This is a genomic window from Trichocoleus sp. AS-A1 (assembly GCF_039962015.1).
GTDB lineage: Bacteria > Cyanobacteriota > Cyanobacteriia > Cyanobacteriales > FACHB-T130 > FACHB-T130.
Window position 1 is genome coordinate 25,350 of the sequence record NZ_JAMPKG010000034.1, and the last position, 18,979, is coordinate 44,328.

Genomic DNA, 18,979 nt, shown 5'->3' on the forward strand with positions numbered 1-18,979 from the left:
TAAAAGAGAAAGCTAACAGTCTAAAATTTCTTGGATAACACTCTTCAGCTCTTTGTCAGCAGGGCGTTTCTCAAACTGCTCGTGGCTATAAATCCACACAGGTTTGACTACCCATACAGTGGTACTGACTAAATACATCAATCTGATTTGTCCTGAAGCGCCCTTGGAAACCCTTAACTCCAACTTATGAAACGTCCATCCTTCAGGTAACTGAATTTTTCCCGGTAAAGGTTCTCTACGGGAATTTATGGGACACTGGTCTTCAGTTAAATCTTCTAAGGTATCTGCGACAAGCTCAATAAAATCAGCCCCATAAGCTTTTGCAAGCTTTTTGAAAGAACGTTTGAAATTTTCGGATTCTTCAATCGAGAAGGGAGTTGAGCCAGTCACGCACTTCTCCTTTGTTAATGCGAGTTGAGGATTCCGAGTTAAAAGCATCCTCCAATATCTTGGACATCACAGATTCATACGCGGGGTTATCACGCTCTATCACATCAAGCTTCTTATAACCTAACGCTTTCATATCCTCAAGAAGAATCGGCTCAGTTGAACTTGCTTCAGGTGGCAAACCCTTTCGAGCTTTCTTCCAAGGAAACTCCAAATGTGTCATCTCACTAAGTCGATAGGCATGGTAGCCACCAAAATATCCCCACATCTCTTCTAAAAGTTTTTTCTTCTCATTAGGAATCTGCAACAAGAATTCTTTGTCCGGGATAGGTAATTGCTTAGCTTCAAATTCACTGTAAAACCTGTAAGCAGGAGGGCATACAGGGCCATATCGCCATGCTTGGATTACTTCATCAAACAATTGCTCATCGTACAATGCCAAATGTACGCTTTGTGAATAATACAGAAGCTTTTGAACCTTCATGTTGGTCATTTCAGCTTCTATACCGTCCTCGTAAGCTCTCACAATGAAATAGCGAGCCACATTGAGACAATCGATCATAGCTCAAACCCGCAAAAATAGTAAATCTTTGATTGTAGCATTTTTCAATTAATATGTATTATTATAACCGAAGCATGCAAGTATATAGTACAAAATTACTACTTTTCTGCAAAATGGCTATAGGGCAATGCACCAACTAACTATATCTTCCAGCAGAATTTAAGAGTCAGGAAGTGTCTGGACTTTGATTCCCAGCTCCTGACTCCTTTGATTAAAGCTTGCAATCCCAAGTTTTAGAAGCTCAACGGTTGTACCACCTGTTTAACTGATGCTTGACGATCCTCCGACTGATGTAATCGATTAAGCCATCGTTCAGCTTTGGAGGAGTTATCTTTGTTACACCTGTTTTGTTCGATGGCTTACAGTTCAGCCTTACGCCCAAACGTTGCTCAAGAGGAATTTTTTTTACTTTTGTCGAAGAACTGGACGGTTTCAAGGTGTGACAGACTACCTTCGTTTTGGCGATCGCTTGCTTCAGTTTGATTGCATCTGAGCATCTAAGGCTTTAGAGATGCGATCGCGTGTTTCTTGCAGGTGTGCTTTGGTGTATTCGTCTAAGTTCCCACTCCGGTGTCTGAGGCTGCCGTTGATGTCTTCGCGCAATTGGCGCAATTTTGACCAGGCAAGCGTTCGGGCGTCTTCGGGCACGTCCTCAGTCCGCAACACCATGCCGATTAGTATCTGCAAGTGTTCTCGCTGCAAAGCCCGTCGAAAGCTGGATATCTTCACCGACTTGCTATCTGCTGGCTGCAACTCACTCCAAAGGTCACTGTGCAAGGTATTAAATAGTTCTGGTAGCGTCAGCGCTTGATTTGGCTGACTCTTCAGTTCCAAGTCGCGCAGACGGTTGAGGCGATCGCCCGATAGCACTTCTCTCAAAACAATGCTTTGCGGGAAGAAGATGCTATCGTGAACCGGAAAATCAAGGCGATTAATTGCAATATTATTGCTCCAATCCATCCAGCGCGAGGGTGCTAACTTATTAAGTAGATCCGGCGGGAAATTAAAAGCGTCTTCCGCAAAGACATACTTTTGCAATGCTGCCAAGGCTTCGCGCTGCTTGGCGACTGGCACAGGTTCAAAGGGTAAGCGTCCGTTGCGGTTTCCGGGGCGATCCCGGTAAAACGATTGTCCACCAATATATTTAGTAATCAAGAACACGTTTTGCAAATAGTGCATAAACGCGGTGTTAAAGCGATCGCTGACTTCGCTGTAACTTTCTCCCGTGCCGGGATACCCTTTGTTAAGGCGATCCCATAGTTGGCGGTCGATATCCAGTTGCGATCGCGAGTAACCAAGCGGATCGCCACTCAGGTCATATTGGTTCACGGTGGGATCGAGGTCAAAACTGTCCTCATCAGAGGCATAAGCTAATTCTGGCTGACTCGATTTCTTGGCAATCTCATCGAGAAACCGCTGTTCGGCGATGGGAATTACCCCGCCGCTGGGTTTATAACCATACTCAATCGCCCACTCGTCATAAGCCCCCACCTTGCTGGTATAGTAATCTCCTTGCTTGACGCCTTGGGGTGCCAAGTTGGGTGGCAGATAGTCCATGACGGAACTCACCATTCCCTTGGCGCGGGTGATGTCGGTATTATTTAATTCCTCTGGGGTGAGGAGGGTACTGCCACGGAAGTTGTGTCTTAAGCCTAGAGTGTGTCCGACTTCGTGAGCAATGAGCAATCGCACAAATTGATGAATGTACTCTTTCATGCGATCGCTTCTGGGACTGACATTCTGCAATAGTGACAGCGACAGCGACCCAACTGCCATCTGATTGGCAAATTGCATTCCCTTGCATCGATGGTTGTGACCATCATGCTCTAATAACGAAGGTTTTACCTGTCTATTGGCACCATGCGCCTCTCCACCATGCGCCTCTCCACCATGTTTAGACGAGTGAGAAGGCAAGAAGCCACGGTGACAAATACTGCTGTTCCCCTTCTGGTTCGGTTCGATCAGGTGGCGATATTCCTGCTTGAACGAATTCACAAAGTCAGCGTCCACGATAATGTCAGCATCCAAGATTTCCCCAGTCAACGGGTTGACGCGCGACGGCCCTAATGCAAATGCGGCATCCAAAGAATTGAACCAGCGAATCGTGTTGTAGCGCACATCAGCCGGGTCCCAAGTCGCATTTTCTGGCATCTGCTGCACTGCGATCGCATCCTTGAATCCCGCCTTCTCAAACGCGGCGTTCCACATCAAAACGCCCTCGCGGATGGCGTCGCGGTACTCAACCGGGACAGTATTTTCAATCCAGAAGACAATTTGTTTTTTGGGTGGCGATAGGGAAGCTGCGGGATCTTGCTTTTCTAGATTCCAGCGCTGGATGTAGCGTACAAACGGATCTTTACCACTCTTACTAGAAAAATCCTTGTAAACCGTGGTGAAGTATCCAATCCGTTCGTCGGCAAGACGCGGAATATAGCCGTTGTTTTCCGGCAGCTGAGAGAGGCTGTAATGTACCTTGAGGGAAAGGGCGCGACTGTCTGGCAGTGTTGGCAGGTACGCCCCGTCATCTCCACTAGGGTTAGAGAAGCCGTAAATCGACTCAATTTCCATGTTCAGGGGGAAAGCTTTGGCAGCACCGAAGTAGGTTTTGTCTTCTTCTAGCTGGTATGAAGCCTCCAAAGCAGTTTTTAAATACGAACTTAATCCAGGTAAATCGCTGAGTAGCAGGTTCCCCAGATCGACGAGAATGGTTTGACGTTGCGGATGAATGCTGATGATCTTCAGGGAACTGAGAACGGAGTCAGAAAACCCTCGTTCTAGCGATCGCTTTTCTGGATTGCCGGGACTGGTGCGGAAGTTCACGTTGCGGACGGCAAAGTGCAAATTGTTGTTGACCCGGCGAAAGTAGAAAAGCATATCTTGCAGCGGCATTCCGCTATAAAGACCGCGTTCGCCAATCCCCGATTCTAAGGTAATGGTGGCAAGGTAATTTTTATTGAGCTGTTCTGGTTTGATTTCTAGATATATTGTGCCGGTTTGTTTGTTTCGGTAGAGAGTGAATAATCCATCCAATTTTTGAGTATTTTTAACCGTTTCCTCGAAGGATTGAAAATCTGAATTTTCTATATTTGTATCTTTAGCTAAAACCTGAGAATGTCCAACTGGGTTTTGGGCGTTCGTAATGGCTGCTTTAACTGAAGAAACATTTACGAATAATAATCCCAGAATACAACACACGTAGAATGGCGATTTTTTCATTTTGTCTTTAAACTGATTGACGATTACTGATTCAAGTTAAAAAAATGATGGGGTTGGTGCTTTATAAACACCATCTAAGCGGGACTGAAGACAGCACATAAATCCTTTGCCTCTTCAATAAAACCTAGAGAGCTATATTGCACGCTAAAGTTGAACGTCGTTTGCAACGCCATCGTTGAATGCATCAGCGGCTCCCTGTTTAAGATTCCCGCTTTGGAGTCTAAAAATACTATGCGCCAGCCAAAAAACCAAAAAAGTTTATATTTAATCGCAGATGGCTGTTTCCCCTGGATTTAACCTCTCCTCCAACCCTTTCAAGTTGCACCATTTATCGTCGATGGTGGATTTACTTCGATTCCAACTGGGCGTTTAAGGCTTTGTTAATGCGATCGCGTGTTTCCAGAAGGTGCGCTTTGGTGTAGGTGTCGAGGTTCTTCTGCTTCGATGCGCTATCCAGCGATTTCCGCAGTTGTTGCAGTTCGTACCATGCTAGGGTTCGGGCATCTTCCGGTACCGATTCAGTCCGCAACACCATCCCCAGCATGATTTCCAGATGTTCGCGTTGCAAGGAACGGCGGAGGCTGGAAATATTCGCGGGTTTGCGATCGGATTGCTGTACCTCTGTCCAAATGCTATTTTGCAAGGTGTCGAAGAGTTCCGGTAGCGTCAGCGCTTCTCCTGGTTTTGTTTTCAGTTCAATGTCGCGCAGACGATTTAGGCGATCTTCGGATAGAAGCGATCGCAATACGCGACGTTGCTGCAACAGTAGGTTTTCGTGAATGGGATAATCTAGTCGGAAAATCGGGATCGGATTTCCCCAGTGTCTCCAGCGCGACGGTGCTAACTGATTGAGTAATTCCGGCGGAAAATCAAAAGCGTCTGCGGCAAATACATATTTTCCTATTTTTGTCAATGCATCGCGCTGTTTTTCTAGCGGCACGGGTTCAAACGGCAAACGCCCGTTGGGATCTCCGGCATGGTTGCGGCTAAATGACTGCCCACCAATGTATTGACTCATCAAATTAGCGTTACTGAAGTAGTAACTTAGTATCGTGTTAAACAACACGCGCATTTCTTCATAGCTATCGCCCTGCAACGGGTAACGCTTATCCAAACGCCCCCACATCATCCGGGCGTTGTCCATCTGCGACTGTGAGTAGCGCAGCACATCGCCACTCAAATCCCAAAGACTGGCACCCGGATCGAGATCCAAGATGTCTTCATCCGTTGCATAGGCGTATTCCGATTGGGGCGATTTGGAGGCAATTTGCTCTAGAAATCGCTTCTCAGCCACAAAATTCGTTGCCCCACTCGGTTTATAACCGTACTCAATCGCCCATTTGTCGTAAGGGCCAACAACGGCTGGATAATAGTCTCCTTGCTTCACGCCTTGGGGTGCCAAGTTGACAGGAACGTAGTCCATCACCGAACTCGCCATTCCTTTGATGCGCGTGATGTCGGTGTTGTTCAATTCTTCCGGCTTTAGCAGAGTGCTACCGTGGAAGTTGTGCCGCAACCCTAAAGTATGTCCAATTTCGTGGGAAATCAGGTGGCGGATATACTGATGCACAAATTCTTTCATTTCGCTGCTGCTAGGCAAGACATTGTGAACCAGCGATAATGCGATCGCGCCCATCGCTGATTGAGTAGCCGCTTCCATGCCATAGCAGAGATCGTGGTCTTGCAGGAGTTGCGAAAAATCGGGGGTAGATAATGACGGATTTTCCTCTTTTCCTTTCTCCGTCGCTTGTCCTCTCTCCAATCCGTTGCAGAGATTGGGATTCTCCGCAATTTGGGAAAATAACCCGGTTCCCGACGGCTGGCTTGACTCGATAAGGGTGCGATATCGCTGCTTAATCGATTGCACCATGTTGGCATCTACAATGATGTCGGCGTCTAAGATTTCGCCAGTCAGCGGATTGACACGCGATGGTCCTCTGGCAGAATATCCATCCAAAGAATTGATCCAGCGAATCGTGTTGTAGCGGACATCAGCGGGACTCCAAGTGGCATTATCCGGCATTTGCCGCACTTCAATCGCGTCCTTAAATCCCGCCTTTTCAAAAGCTTTGTTCCACATCAGAACGCCTTCGCGGATGGAGTCGCGGTACTCAACCGGGACAGAATTCTCAATCCAGAAGACAATTGGTTTCTTGGGTGGCGACAGGGATGCTTTCGGATCTTGCTTTTCCAAGTGCCAGCGATGAATATAACGAACAAAAGGTTCTCTGCGGTTGTCGTTGGAGAAGTCCTTATAAGCAGTAATAAAGTAGCCAATCCGGTCGTCGGCAAGACGCGGAATATAGCCGTTGTTTTCCGGTAGCTGGGATAAACTGTAATGGACTTTAAGGCTGAGTGCCCTGCTATCAGGCAGAGTCGCTAAATTTGCGTCCTGGCTACTCGTCGATGAGAAACCGTAAACCGAGGAAATTTCGATATTGAGGGGAAAGGCTTTGGCGGTGTCGAAATACGACTTGCTACTGTCGAGGCGGTAGGAAGTATCCAAAAACGTTTTTAACATTGAGGTTAACCCAGGCAAATCGGTGAGGAGTAAGTCCCCCATATCGATAAGCAGGGTTTTGCGTTGCGGATGAGTCGCTTTGATGTCCAGCGAGTAGAGGACAGAGTCGCTAAACGCCCGGTTGAGCGATCGCTCTTGCGGCTCCCCAGAGCGCGTGCGAAAGTTAACATTGCGAACCACAAAGTGTAAGTTGTCGTTCACCCGACGAAAATAAAACAGGAAATCATTCAGGGGAACTCCGCTGTAAATCCCGCGTTCTCCAATCCCCGATTCCATCGTCACGGTACCGAGGAAGTTTTTATTGAGCTGTTCGGGCTTGATTTCTAAATAAATTTTGCCCGTCTTCTTGTTGCGGTAGAGGGTAAACAACCCTTCCACCTTCTCCGTATTTTTAACGATTTCATCAAAGCCAGACTTTTTAGTAGCTTTACCCGCGTCACCCGCGTCTGCCATCTGAAGCGCTGCCTGGTTGGTATCTTTCAGCAGCCCCAATATCGGTTGTAGCGGCACCGTACTGCCATCTTCATACTGTTTTTTAGTATCTTTGACCATCCACGCAAAAGGCTGTTGCTCTGGCTGATTTTGGCTGTCTTTGATGACCCATACGTGAGAATACGGAGACGTGACAGAGGTAGGAATTTCGAGTGCTGACCCCTCTTCACTTTTTTGAGGCAACTTATTTGCGCTTCCCCGATCGAGAGGAATCTGTTGCAATTTATTAGTAAAAGGGTCTGACTTCTGGCTTCCAGATAGCTGCTTCTTGGTAACAGCAGCCTCAAGCGATCGCATCTGTTGGCGACCGCCCAACCTTTCCACCGCTTTTAGAGGCACCAGCGCCTGCGCTGCTACTTGTAGCTCTATCCCGAACAACACTCCTTGTAGAACCAATAGATAGAACGGCAATTTTTTCATTTTGTTCAGCATCCGAATGACCATTCCTACTTCATCAAATCTTTAAAAAGTATTTCAGTATATTTACTGGAGCTTTACTCTAATTTTAGAGAATTGGGATTATGATACTTACGTGAAAGTCCTTAAGTATTTCTTTGCTAAAGTGCAATAGAAACTTTTCTCGTCAGTCTTTTCAGCGTAACCCAAAGGCTTGTTAAATGGAGACATCCATTTAACAAACAGACTGTTTATTGTTATTGAAAACAGTCTAGGTGAAATTGTTCCTTTGTTAGTTCATCGCTTCGATCTGCAACTTTCAGCAGGTCAAAATTCTCATGCCCAAAATTTTAGTGACATAAGAAAATAAGGTTTTTATGATAACCAAACAACGTCCCAGCTTACGCTTCTTGCTGTTCGCAACGCCTTTGATGGCTAGCTCTGCGTTCGTTGCTGCGCCTGGTTGGGCTGCAACTCTAGCCAAATCTGAAGCGACAGTAGAACTGAATAAATTTAGCCACTCACCTATTGAGGTAGAGGCTTTTACTGAGGCTTTTACTGAGATATTTACAAGCAGTAGTGAGGTGACTGCCGATGCTGATGCCTTTGCAGAATTTACAGCCGATCCCTCCCCTAAAAAAACCTCCGCTTTCAATTTCTCTTTAAGTAAAATTGAGGGCGAAGGTAAGAGCTATTTTGGACAGGTGAAAAGCGTATCTGGAGTGATTGGCTATAACTTTCTAGTAAATGCAGGTCAAACTTTCTCTTTCGATTTTTCAGCTTTTTTAGGTCTTAAAACCTCTATTGACGAACCAGAATTTGAATATGCTAGTGCGTCTAGCGAGGTAAATTTTCAGTTATATAACACCCAAAATAATAAAGATACGAAGACTTGGATTCCTTTAGACTTTTTTAGCTTAGCCGGAAAAATAAAGACATTAGAACCTGGTGATTTTCTTTCTTATGAGAAGAGCGCCAACGTAACCGTTAAGCCAAATAAAGTTTTTTTAGAGACTTCTTTTGGAGGCAACGAAGAAACTGCTGAAGCTTTTATTCAAGGTAATTTTTCGCGTAAATTCGATAGCTTAACTTATCTAACCTTAGTAGAAACTAAGACAAATAAAGTGAAAGCAAGTAAGGCAATTGCTGAAACCCCAGAGTTTTCGAGTACCTTAGCTTTACTCTTATTCTGCTTAATGGGCGTTGGATATGAAGCCAGAAAGAAAGCTGTTGCAGTGAAGTCAAAGTAAAAACGTCAGGTGACTAAAGTCGTAGCTACGCGAACGAAGCCTGCCTACGTAGCCTTCATTTTTAAGCCTCTTAGTAGGGAATAGTTGCTGTAGGGGCACGGCATTGCCGTGCCCCTACAATGGCATAGAGATTACTTTTTCTAAAAGTCCCTAATAGGAACATCCTAATGCTTGTAGAAAGGGCGATCTGTAATCGCTAGGGATATAACAATTCTCGTTTGGATGCAGTAAGATTATATCCCACCCCACTTTTCAGGCAGGTGTCTATTTAGAAGTCACGCTAGATGTTGAGCGACTGCTACAACGATTGCCGGAACAGACTTCAACCGTGACGCATTGACTAATTGTACTCTCACTATCATCCGACGTAATGACTACGCTCTTGGCTTCTGCAACACTTTTTCCATCAGATGAGACGATTCGCTGAATTAAGACTTTAGAACGGATCACGATTGATATCCTCCCTTCTGAATACTGAATTAAAAGCAAGAGTTAAAATTGAATTTTAAATTCACCCAAAATTGGTGGCTTGTTTAAACCATTTGGTTGTGAACCATATAATTTACCTCACTGGTTAACCACTCTTCAAAGAGTCTATCAAGGATTTCTTGATACCTTTCAGGGGTTAATTCCGCAGGAATGAACTCTTCAACCATTAAGAGATGATAACCTTGCTCGGTTTGGATGGGACCCATTACTTCTCCGATTTGGGCACTAAATATAAGGGCGGCAATATCTGGCTTTAAGTTCCAGCGGAAAAGCTTGCCTTCCAATCCACAATGATGTCTGCGCCTTTCATCACAATCGTAAAGATGAGCGGCTTGATGAAAATCGATCTCCTCTTCTTCAATTTGATAGAAAAGTTCTTGAGCGACCTTTTCGTAAGGAACAATAATTTGGTAGAGTAAAACTTGATCAAAATCAAGCCGATTTTCCGCGAAGAATTTTTCGACTTCTTTAGAGAATAGAGAATTAGCTAATTTGCGGGCAAGAATGCGATCGCTAATTCCTGCCTCCCAGTCATCCACAGTAATCATCTGGTCTGCCAGCCATGCTAGCGTGTCTGAGGCTTTCTCCAAACGCTTCTCATAACGCAGCCTATCCGCGTCAGCCTGAATTTCTTCTGCGGTGACTGTTAGGTTTCTTTCCTGAGCCGCTTTTTCGATGATTCTTTGATATAAAATTTTTTGATGGACATCCTTCAACTGAAGATTTTTTTTCAGGAAATTAACCACTTCATTCGGATGAATAGATGCCCCTGAAAGATCAGTCATATCATTGTTATGACTCCACTCAGTTAGACTTAATCAGTAACTAGCCTCAGACCAAGGCCTGGAAAAACTCGGCTACCTAGCCCTACAAGGCTATAGGAAGCTCCTTCATTGTTGCTACTATTATTTTCAACAGAAAGGTCTTTACGTTGTTCAATAATCTCACTCTTGTCTGGAAGAGATGATAGCAAAGAGAAGTTGCTAATGTAGGTTGCGGCAACGGTTGATGAGCGGGAAGTGCCTGGGACGTTAGGGTTAGAGAAGGTTGCCACTGGCAAGGTGGTTGAGATTCCAGCAGCATTAGGGATGATTGTTGCTGGCGCATTAACTTTAGCGCTAGTGATATTAGCGCTAGTGATATTAGCGCTATTGGGATTGGCAGAGGTTGCAGGTGTAGGAAAGGTGACGCTAGTGGGATTGGTAGAGGTTGCGGGTGCGGCAACAGTGACGCTCGTAATATTAGGAGAAGTTGTAGATGCGGCAGCTGTGGCGCTAGCGCTACTGGATGTTGCGCCAGGAGTAAAGACTGTCGCACTTTGGCTACTGGGAGTTCCTGTAGGAGATGTTGCTGTCGCACTACTACTGCCAGAACCCGCTGAAGATGAGAATGCGCTAGAGGTACTTTGACTGCTGCTGAAACCGCTATCACCAAACGAGGTTGCTGTTGCACTACTGGTAGCGGTGACACTACTAGAACTGCCTCCAGAGGAAAATGAACTAATGACGCTTAAAGCGCTGGTGAAATCTTTGCCACCCGGAGGGTTAGCTTGGGAAGGTAGAGCAACAGATACGATCAAGCTTCCAGCTAGACCAAGATACAAAACGCATTGAGATGATTTAATCATATTGTTTATATGTCCTTAGATCAACAACTTAAATAAAGTTAGCAGGGCAAACTAAGGCATAATTATCTTCAGTTTTTACAGTCACAGAAGGATTGATAAACAGTCCAAGGTAGGGTATATCTTGAACTGTTATCTGCCAAATCTAGATTAATAACCACCGGAAGTCCATGTTGAAACAGACATATTACCCTTGCTACCAAAAGCACTAGCTGTGGCCTTCAGGCTATTTTTTGTTCCCTTGCTACTGCTAGTCGAATAACTAAAGTAGTCCGTGTCTTTGACATCGATATAATCAATCGGGATGCTGATATCTTTCAAAAAGTCGTGCAAGGTAATCTTGCTTGAGCCACCTGTCACCCCACTTGAGTCCGAAATTCCCGAATCGAAAAAATTTAAATCATTGATTGTTAATCCACTCATGGGAGTCCTCCTGCTAACAAAAAGGCCGCTGAAAGCCTTTTTATTTACTTAAAATTGGCTTTCAGCAGTTCTCAGACTTAAATTTGCTCAATGGCTATAAGCAATAGCCATCGTTAATTAGTTACTTTGGTAAACGTTGGCTGAATTGGAAGAAATTGCTACGGCAGTTGCTGGACCGAAGAATGATTTAGCCGTCGCTTTGGAAGAAGCGTATTGACTGAGATAGCTGTAGTTGCTCTTAGATGTGCTGTAGTAGCTATAGCCAGCACCAACAACGCTGGGAGATTGTTCGGCAACTTCTAAATGGCTCAGGTCAGAAATAATCATGGGATGTCTCCTTTTCAAAATGGGTTTAGTTTTTGCAGAAATCTGGTTGAAAAGCCAATTCCGGGGATAAGTTTCCCCAAGGTTTACTACTGAAAAAGCTCAAAGTTTAGAGCAGCAGTCACCTTTCATCAATTAATTTGGTAAACGCTGGCGTCATTGGTAGAGATTGCTACCGCAGTTGCTGAACTTAAAAATGATTTAGCACTTGCCTTAGAAGAAGCGTATTGATCGACATAGCTGGAATTGCTCTTATAATTGCTATAGCTATAGCTATACCAACCACCAACAACACTGGGAGATTGCTTCGCAGCTTCCAAATGGCTCAGGTCAGAAATAATCATTCGATGTCTCCTTTCCAGATTGAGAATTTGGTTTACTTTTTGAGTAACCGAGTTAGAAAGCCTATTGTCGATAGACTTCCAGAGAGGTTTACCCTGATAAATGCTCAATATTTAGAGCATTATTTAACAGCAACCGCCACGTTTAAAAATTTAGTTGGGTAACGGTGGCTACATTTGTAGAAATTGCTACGGCTGTTGCTGGACCAAATACTGATTTAGCCGTTGCTTTGGAAGAAGCGTATTGATTGAGATAGCTGGAATTGCTCTTATATTTGCTGTAGCTGGAGTAGCTATAGCCAGCACCAACAAGACTGGGAGATTGGTCGGCAACTTCCAAATGGCTTAGGTCAGAAATAATCATTAAATGTTTCCTTTGCAATTCAGTTTTTTTCTGAAACAACCTTGTTTGGTTGATATAAACAATATAAACAGTATGGTTAAGGTCGTGTTGCCATTTTGGCATTTTTCCTCGATGATTTAAAAAATAGTGTGAGAGCAGTTTTTTGGCAATTGTAAAAGAAAAACCTGCCCCATTCTTTAGTAAACGATGAACGCAGCAGGATTTTTACGACTGGTCAAAAAATCAACTTCAATCTTGAAGAGCAGATTTTTTTGTTATTTTAATTCCCGAAAAATTGAGTTTATTTTTTGAGTTTTTATGACTAACCAGGGGTCAAAATGACCCCTGCTTCCCCGTACTTGTGGCTCAGCGATCGCTTCTAGATAACCAAGGTCTTTAATTGTGCTTAAGCACTTGTGTGACTCTAGGCTCTCTGACCCGATTGCAGCCCTTTGATTATCTGTATTTAAAGTATCTGTTTTACAGTTGGTGTGTCTGCCAACTTGGCAGTTTTCTTTGAGCAATCGGTTGTATGTTCGGTAGGGGATGTAGTGTAGGGGATTGTAACCAGCAAACCGCAATAGTAAAACGCAAGCCCAAGAATACTTTCCTTCCATGATGGCTTCAACAACTTGATTAAACTGTTCGGAATTCATGGTTTTGTCAAGTTTAGGATTAGAACAGGGAATGTGATAAGCCATAACAATTGCCCTTGGATAAATTTGGTTTTACAAATTGATGCCGCCTTTTTGCATCTGGCGGATGGGATCTAACAGAATGTCGGCAATCCGGCGTCGGCGGATGATAATCTCCGCAGAGGCAGTTTGACCGGCTTTAAATTTGATGTTTTGACGATCTGCATTGATATAGTTACGATCCAGCGCTACTTCAATTCGATAGACTTCTCCCAGTCGCTCATCGGGTTTCGCATCGGGAGAGACGGATTGTATCTTCCCGGAAACGATACCGTACTCTTGATAGGGGTAAGCGTCGAATTTGATTTTTACTGGCATTCCCGTTTTTACAAAGCCCGCTTCTTGATTGGGTAAACTGGCTACGAGAATCATGGGTGCTTTGTGGGGAGCGATTTCGGCAACAGTTTGGCTGGGTTGAACCACTTCGCCAACGTTGCGGACTTTCAGAGACGACACCACTCCATCAACGGCAGCAGTCAGAAACCGTTGTTTGAGCTTTGCTTTAGCGGCGTTCAGCAGATTTTGAGTTTCAGCAATTTGGGCTTTAAGCTGAGTCATTTCAACTTCTAATTCCTGAATTTGCTGCTGTGTTTCTATCTGAGTTTTGCGCTCTTGAGCTTGTTTTTGAGCGAGTGCTGCTTGGAGTTGCTGTGCTTGTGCAAGAGTCTGCTTTAAATCGCCAAGACTAGAGGCGATCGCGCGATCGCCATCTCGCAGAGCTTGCTGGGCCTCAAACAGTCGGTCTTTAAGAGTTGTGTCCTCTTCTAGTTGAGTTTTGGTGATGGCACTTTGGCGATCGCGCATCATTTGCTCGGCATCCAGCAAATATTTCTTGGAGATCGCCCCCTCTGTGACCAGCGGTTTTACCCTCTCGACTTCCTCTACCGCCGCCGCTACATCAGCTTTTAGTTTCTTGTGCAGTTCTGCCGTCGTCGCCGACAGGGGTTTTAGTGTTTCGAGTCTTTCTTGATTCGCCGTCTTTGCCGTTTGAAGTTGAGCGATTTGTTCGCGGGTAGCAGATCCTTTGGCATTGACTTCGGAGATCGCAGCAAAAGCAGCTTGAGTGTCTGAAGAAGCGATCGCTGTCTGGGTTTTCACTTCCAGATGCGTTTTCTCTAGAAGCGCTTGCTTCTGAATAAGTTGCATTTGATTCGTTGCCAGCATTTGCTGCAAACGCTCTACTTCACCCGCCGCAATTTGGGTATCCAGTTCCACTAACACTTGACCGGCTTTTACCGCTTGACCTTCTTTGACGGCAATATTGGCAACCTTGCCCATTTCCACTGGGTCAATCTTATAGACGGCTCCTTTGGGCATTAACCGTCCTTGAGCGTGACCCACTTCGTCAATTTGCCCAAAGGTAGCCCAAGCCCCAAAAGCCAGACAGAAAGCCATTCCGCCCAATATCAGCTGACGAGGAAGCGTGGAAGGTGGCTGGTCAAGCACCGTCTGTAACGAGGTAGACCATTGGTTGGTTCGAGTCTCTGGAGAAGTGGCAGACGCGAAATGAACTTGAGAATTGCTAGCTGTTTCAGTCGAGGTGGGCTGTACGCTCATTTCGATAGAGCCAGTCGCACCCCCATAAATCTCAGCAAAAGAGCGATCGCACTGACGCTGAATCTTGCCAGGATGAGTAACCGACTCGCCTTGAGTCGGAGTACGGGATAATATCCCCTGGCTATCGAATGAATTCTGGTTGCTACCTGTATAGCCTGAGCCAAAAGGCTCAACGGGTGGAGTTAAGGGTAGGTTTGAGGCCGTTGATGCAGAAATCGATCTGATTGGTTTTTGCATGGCTGTGGCCCAGAATGAGCAAGTTCAAAGTTTGAGATTGAGGATGGCTCTCGTTGCTTGGATTTAACGAGCGGTGCCATTTTTAGCCGGTTTCAGCAACATTTTGGTTTGGCTTTTCATCGTTACCAATTTTTCCACAGGAACTCCCTTTTTATCCTAATTTCTGCTGCTTGGAAAGTCTGCCAAATTGGCATATTTTTTGCCAAATTTTCTGAATTAGCTGCCAATTCACCGAGGACTGGAATTGATGATTGCAATGCTACTGAACAAATGGTCGTGGAAGAGGAATTTGGCAGAACAAGAATCTTTAACATCGTAACGGTTGTAATTTGCTCCACATCCCTGCCAACGGATGAAACCAATTTCAAGTAAAACTGAATAATTCATACAAGTTGGCTCGGTTTAGAACATTTGGAGTTAAAGATCCAGTTGTTGCTGCGCTAGATGGTAATAAAGACCTTGAAGCGAAATCAGTTCATCATGAGTACCGCGCTCAATTAGAATGCCTCGATCTAAGACCAGGATGCAGTCAGCGTGTCGAACCGTTGAGAGTCGGTGGGCAATGATAAAAATTGTGCGATTTCGGCTAATTCGAGCTAAATTTTGCTGGAATCGCCGCTCGGAGTCAGTATCTAGAGAGCTGGTAGCTTCATCTAAAATCATAATTTGAGGATTTCCCAAAAGCGCACGAGCGATCGCAATTCGTTGTCTCTGTCCGCCAGAGAGATTTGCCCCCCGTTCCCCAACTTTTGTGTGATATCCCAACGGCATATCTTGAATAAAAGCATGAGCTTCTGCAAGTTTTGCCACTTCAACAACTTGCTCTAAGGTAAAGTCATCTGAGTAGAGCGTAATGTTTTCTAAAATGGTTCCAGAAAACAGAAAACACTCCTGCGGCACTACCCCCAACTGGCTCCGCAAAGATGAGGGAGAAGCATGGCGAAGATCGTGACCATCGACACAAATTCGACCGCTGGTTGGCTGATATAAACCCTGGAGCAAATTGACCAACGTACTCTTTCCAGAACCGCTGCGCCCTACAATTGCCACCGTTTGCCCAGATGTCACTTCAAAAGATAGATTCTGAAGCGTATTGCGCTCTTGATCTGGAGAGTAGCGGAAGGTAACATTCTCCAATTTCACCTCGCCGCGCAACCGAGGTAGAACTAGCAAAGGTTTTTGAGGACTTTCTTCAGGTTGCGCTGAAAAGACATCATTCAGCCGTTCCACAGATACCAAAACTTCTTGCAGTTCATCCCAAAGGTTCACCAGTTGCAGCACGGGGTTGATGACACTGCCAATCATCATATTGAACGCCACAAACTGACCGATCGTGAGCCGATCCTGAATCACCAGCGTCGCCCCGTACCAAAGCAATGCTGTAGTACCCAAGGTATTAATTAAGCCGCCGGTAACTTGCAAGCCGTTTGCCAGTTTTTGACCCTGAAATTGAGCATTTAGGGTGCTGGTTAAGCGGTCTTCCCAACGCCAGCGCAACTGTCGTTCTGCTGCTGCCGCTTTCACCGTGGCGATGCCGGTCATCATTTCCACGAGTGAGGAATTTTGTCCCGCTTCCTCGTTAAAGATTTTCCGCGACACCCCTCTGAGAAATGGACTCGCCACGACGGTCAAAATAACAATCGGGGGAATTAGCGCCACCACTACTAAGGTGAGACGCCAGTTGTAATAAGCCATTAGCCCCAAATAGACGATTGCCATTGAGGCGTCTAACCAAGCTGTAACCGCTTGGCGAGTTAGAAACATCTGGATTTTCTGGTTTTCCTGAACGCGCGTGATAATGTCCCCGACATGGCGCGATTCAAAAAAGGCGAGGGGTAAGGTTAAGGTGTGGCTGATAAAGCCGCCGATCAGGGTGAGGTCTAATCGGTTGCCAAAATAATCCAGCAGGTATTGTCGAATTCCCGTGACGCAGACGCGCCAAACGCCAAATAGTAGCAGACCAAGGCTGAAGACGTGCAGGGCGATCGCGCTTTTGTGAACAACCACCCGGTCGAGAATGATCTGGGTAAACAGGGGGGTAATCAGACCAAAAATCTGGATCAGCAGAGACGCCAGGATAATTTGTCCGATCAGGGAACGGTAAGGCCAAAGCAAGGCCCAAAAGCGATTGAGAGAGTTTTTTTCAGTTGCGGCGGCTTGCAGCGATGGCGTCGGATCGAGCAGCAGGGCGTATCCCGTCCAACTCGCAAGAAATTCCGCCGCAGAAAGCGATCGCCTACCAACAGCAGGATCGGCAATCAAGATGCGATCGCCCTTGACTCGGTAAACCACCACATAGTGATCGCCCTGCCAGTGGGCAATCCAGGGGTTTTTCCCCTCGATTAAGCGGTTTAAACTCGCCCTGACGGGTTGTGCGTGAAATCCGACCTTTTCTGCCGCTGCGCCTAAGTTCTTCAGGGAGGCACCGGCACGCCCCACGCCAGCGAGATTCCGTAAGGAAGTGATGCTAAACCGTTTCCCCCAATATTGCCCTATCATTGCCAAGCAGGCGGCACCGCAGTCAGAAGAGCTTTGCTGCTCAATTAAGGGATAGCGTTGCCAAAACCATCGACCCGGACGCTTGACGGGTTTGGGAAAAGCAATCGGAGGCGATTCAGGGGGCTGGATATTTGCCTGCACATCTGAGTGAATTTGCGGCGACTGAATTTGTGGCGGTCGATTGCCCTTCAAAGAAGCTGGTGGAGACAGGTTTTTTGGCTGATGCCGCAATTTTTCTTTCTCCGTAGATTCACGGTGCCCGTTTTCAAGCGATCGCTCGGCAACTGCTTCTGACTGCTCTGAGAAAGTTGCTGCGATTGGCGCAATTGCTCGTGCTGCCTCAAAGTGTTGCTCAGGCAACTGATAAACGACTAAATCGGTCTGGGCAATCCAACTGCTCGGTGTGGGATGAGGATACCCCCAACTTTGTCCGATAGCGGGGGGTAAATCTGCGTCTTGTCGGCTTTCAATTTGACCGCTGCGTAACCAAAAGCGACCCGCCTCGGAGGGTGTGGATTCAATCAAAGATGCTCCCGCTTCGATCCGCGTTTCTACTAGGTAGGGCAACAGTTGTCGTAGCGTATGGCTGCTCAAGCGCCGCCAGTCTGTAGAGGTTTTGAAGAAAATCAGACATTGCCGCCAAATTGCCTGCTGTTGCAGGTAGTCTTGCAGATTCGGGAGCCGCTCTAACCAAGGCTGAAGGTCTGCAACTGAAATCCGAGCCACAATTCCGGCACTGCCAGCGATCGCGCTCGTCAGCTCGCAATGATTGCCAAATACCTTTTCTGCCCCAAAACTTTCTCCCGATTCCGCCACCAGAGCGGCAACTTCCTTACCCTGTGCTGCGTCTAAGGCTAGTAGCCGCACCCGACCTTCACAAACTAGGTAAAAATCCCCCTGATTTTGTTCATCACGAACTGAATTTCCTGAGGCAGTGGCGGCACTATAGTTAACAAGGCGATCGCCCAGTTGAAAATCGCAAAGTTCAAATGCTTGATTCAAGTCGGAAGCAAAGCTCGTATCTGATTGGGACAGCCTCAAGAGATTGAGGATATCGGGAAGGCTAGAGTAAGCGTTTTGTATGTCCTGAAGCGGAGGATGACCCTGTACCAGCATCCGATTCATCAGTGAGCCTCTTAGCTTTCAAGGTTTGTGATTGGCTCAATATGCGTTTCCGGTAGGTATCGCAGTAGTAACCGCTAGAATCCTTAGCCAGAAAGCATCTTTTCGATAAATTTCCCGAAAACTATAAACAGCCTAAAGTTTTTAACTTTAGGTTTTTGTAAAAAAAGCATTAAAGGGAAGTTAAGGCTGTTTAACCGTTAACAATGTATATGTCTTAGTGAATTTACAGAGGATTTGTCAACCGAGGCGCTAACGAATCTCATGGCTTCCATACAACTTTACAGAATCTTTACAAAAAAATGATGGAAGCTTTATGGAATCGTTCGATTTGTTCATCGTAACTTTACAATAAACATTCTTAACTCCGTAAATTCCGCACTGTCTTTCGCAATTGATATTTAAATTCGTTAGTGTAGCAGCAAATTCTATCAATCTGATATATTTCACAAACGGGGATGCTGCTCAATCCTTCTTGAATCAGACAAACTTAACCCCCCA

At 45.7% G+C, this 18,979-nt stretch carries 16 protein-coding genes; 2 read left to right on the forward strand and 14 right to left on the reverse strand.

Features of this window, described 5'->3' with window-relative positions; genetic code table 11:
• Positions 1-12: 12 nt before the first annotated feature.
• From NC994_RS21730 to NC994_RS21745, 4 genes are all read right to left on the reverse strand, one after another.
• Positions 13-390, reverse strand: a complete 378-nt coding sequence (locus NC994_RS21730) for a hypothetical protein (RefSeq protein WP_190433748.1) — start codon at positions 388-390, stop codon at positions 13-15.
• Entirely contained in the window at positions 362-949 is a 588-nt protein-coding gene (locus NC994_RS21735; RefSeq protein WP_190433750.1) for a type II toxin-antitoxin system antitoxin SocA domain-containing protein, read from the reverse strand. Before NC994_RS21735 ends, NC994_RS21730 begins: the two co-directional genes overlap by 29 nt.
• Before the next feature lie 474 nt (positions 950-1,423).
• Positions 1,424-4,165 carry a zinc-dependent metalloprotease gene (locus tag NC994_RS21740; RefSeq protein ID WP_190433752.1) on the reverse strand — a complete coding sequence of 914 codons (2,742 nt, stop codon included), beginning with the start codon at positions 4,163-4,165 and terminating at the stop codon, positions 1,424-1,426.
• A 346-nt stretch (positions 4,166-4,511) separates the two neighbouring features.
• On the reverse strand, positions 4,512-7,610 hold the full coding sequence (locus NC994_RS21745; protein WP_242032514.1) for a zinc-dependent metalloprotease: 3,099 nt from the start codon (positions 7,608-7,610) through the stop codon (positions 4,512-4,514).
• 341 nt (positions 7,611-7,951) lie between these two features.
• Here NC994_RS21745 and NC994_RS21750 point away from each other — a divergent pair, with 341 nt between their 5' ends.
• A complete protein-coding gene (locus NC994_RS21750; RefSeq protein WP_190433754.1) occupies positions 7,952-8,824 on the forward strand; it encodes a hypothetical protein in 873 nt (290 codons plus the stop codon).
• A gap of 264 nt (positions 8,825-9,088) precedes the next feature.
• Here the strand turns inward: NC994_RS21750 and NC994_RS21755 are convergent, their stop codons facing one another.
• Positions 9,089-9,274 carry a hypothetical protein gene (locus tag NC994_RS21755; RefSeq protein WP_190433756.1) on the reverse strand — a complete coding sequence of 62 codons (186 nt, stop codon included), beginning with the start codon at positions 9,272-9,274 and terminating at the stop codon, positions 9,089-9,091.
• 83 nt (positions 9,275-9,357) lie between these two features.
• Positions 9,358-10,098 carry a peptidylprolyl isomerase gene (locus NC994_RS21760; RefSeq protein ID WP_190433758.1) on the reverse strand — a complete coding sequence of 247 codons (741 nt, stop codon included), beginning with the start codon at positions 10,096-10,098 and terminating at the stop codon, positions 9,358-9,360.
• Between the two features lie 234 nt (positions 10,099-10,332).
• Here NC994_RS21760 and NC994_RS21765 point away from each other — a divergent pair, with 234 nt between their 5' ends.
• Complete coding sequence (locus NC994_RS21765; protein ID WP_190433760.1) at positions 10,333-10,722, forward strand: hypothetical protein; 390 nt, start codon at positions 10,333-10,335, stop codon at positions 10,720-10,722.
• Positions 10,723-11,087: 365 nt separating this feature from the next.
• Here NC994_RS21765 and NC994_RS21770 read toward each other — a convergent pair whose 3' ends face one another.
• The 8 genes from NC994_RS21770 to NC994_RS21805 all read right to left on the reverse strand — a co-directional run bounded on the left by NC994_RS21770 (position 11,088) and on the right by NC994_RS21805 (position 18,481).
• Positions 11,088-11,360 (reverse strand): hypothetical protein, encoded by a 273-nt coding sequence (locus NC994_RS21770; protein WP_190415175.1) that lies wholly within the window; start codon positions 11,358-11,360, stop codon positions 11,088-11,090.
• A gap of 117 nt (positions 11,361-11,477) precedes the next feature.
• Complete coding sequence (locus NC994_RS21775) at positions 11,478-11,687, reverse strand: hypothetical protein (RefSeq protein WP_190415176.1); 210 nt, start codon at positions 11,685-11,687, stop codon at positions 11,478-11,480.
• A 128-nt stretch (positions 11,688-11,815) separates the two neighbouring features.
• Positions 11,816-12,028: a hypothetical protein gene (locus NC994_RS21780; protein ID WP_190415177.1), complete on the reverse strand. Its 213-nt coding sequence runs from the start codon at positions 12,026-12,028 to the stop codon at positions 11,816-11,818.
• 142 nt (positions 12,029-12,170) lie between these two features.
• The gene (locus NC994_RS21785) at positions 12,171-12,389 is read right to left on the reverse strand and encodes a hypothetical protein (RefSeq protein ID WP_190429765.1); all 219 of its coding nucleotides are present in this window, start codon (positions 12,387-12,389) and stop codon (positions 12,171-12,173) included.
• A 254-nt stretch (positions 12,390-12,643) separates the two neighbouring features.
• Positions 12,644-13,069: a HetP family heterocyst commitment protein gene (locus NC994_RS21790; protein ID WP_190433762.1), complete on the reverse strand. Its 426-nt coding sequence runs from the start codon at positions 13,067-13,069 to the stop codon at positions 12,644-12,646.
• A gap of 27 nt (positions 13,070-13,096) precedes the next feature.
• Positions 13,097-14,857 carry an HlyD family efflux transporter periplasmic adaptor subunit gene (locus NC994_RS21795; protein WP_242030345.1) on the reverse strand — a complete coding sequence of 587 codons (1,761 nt, stop codon included), beginning with the start codon at positions 14,855-14,857 and terminating at the stop codon, positions 13,097-13,099.
• 228 nt (positions 14,858-15,085) lie between these two features.
• Positions 15,086-15,244: a hypothetical protein gene (locus NC994_RS21800; RefSeq protein ID WP_348225611.1), complete on the reverse strand. Its 159-nt coding sequence runs from the start codon at positions 15,242-15,244 to the stop codon at positions 15,086-15,088.
• A 30-nt stretch (positions 15,245-15,274) separates the two neighbouring features.
• Entirely contained in the window at positions 15,275-18,481 is a 3,207-nt protein-coding gene (locus tag NC994_RS21805) for an ABC transporter transmembrane domain-containing protein (protein ID WP_242032515.1), read from the reverse strand.
• Positions 18,482-18,979: the final 498 nt, after the last annotated feature.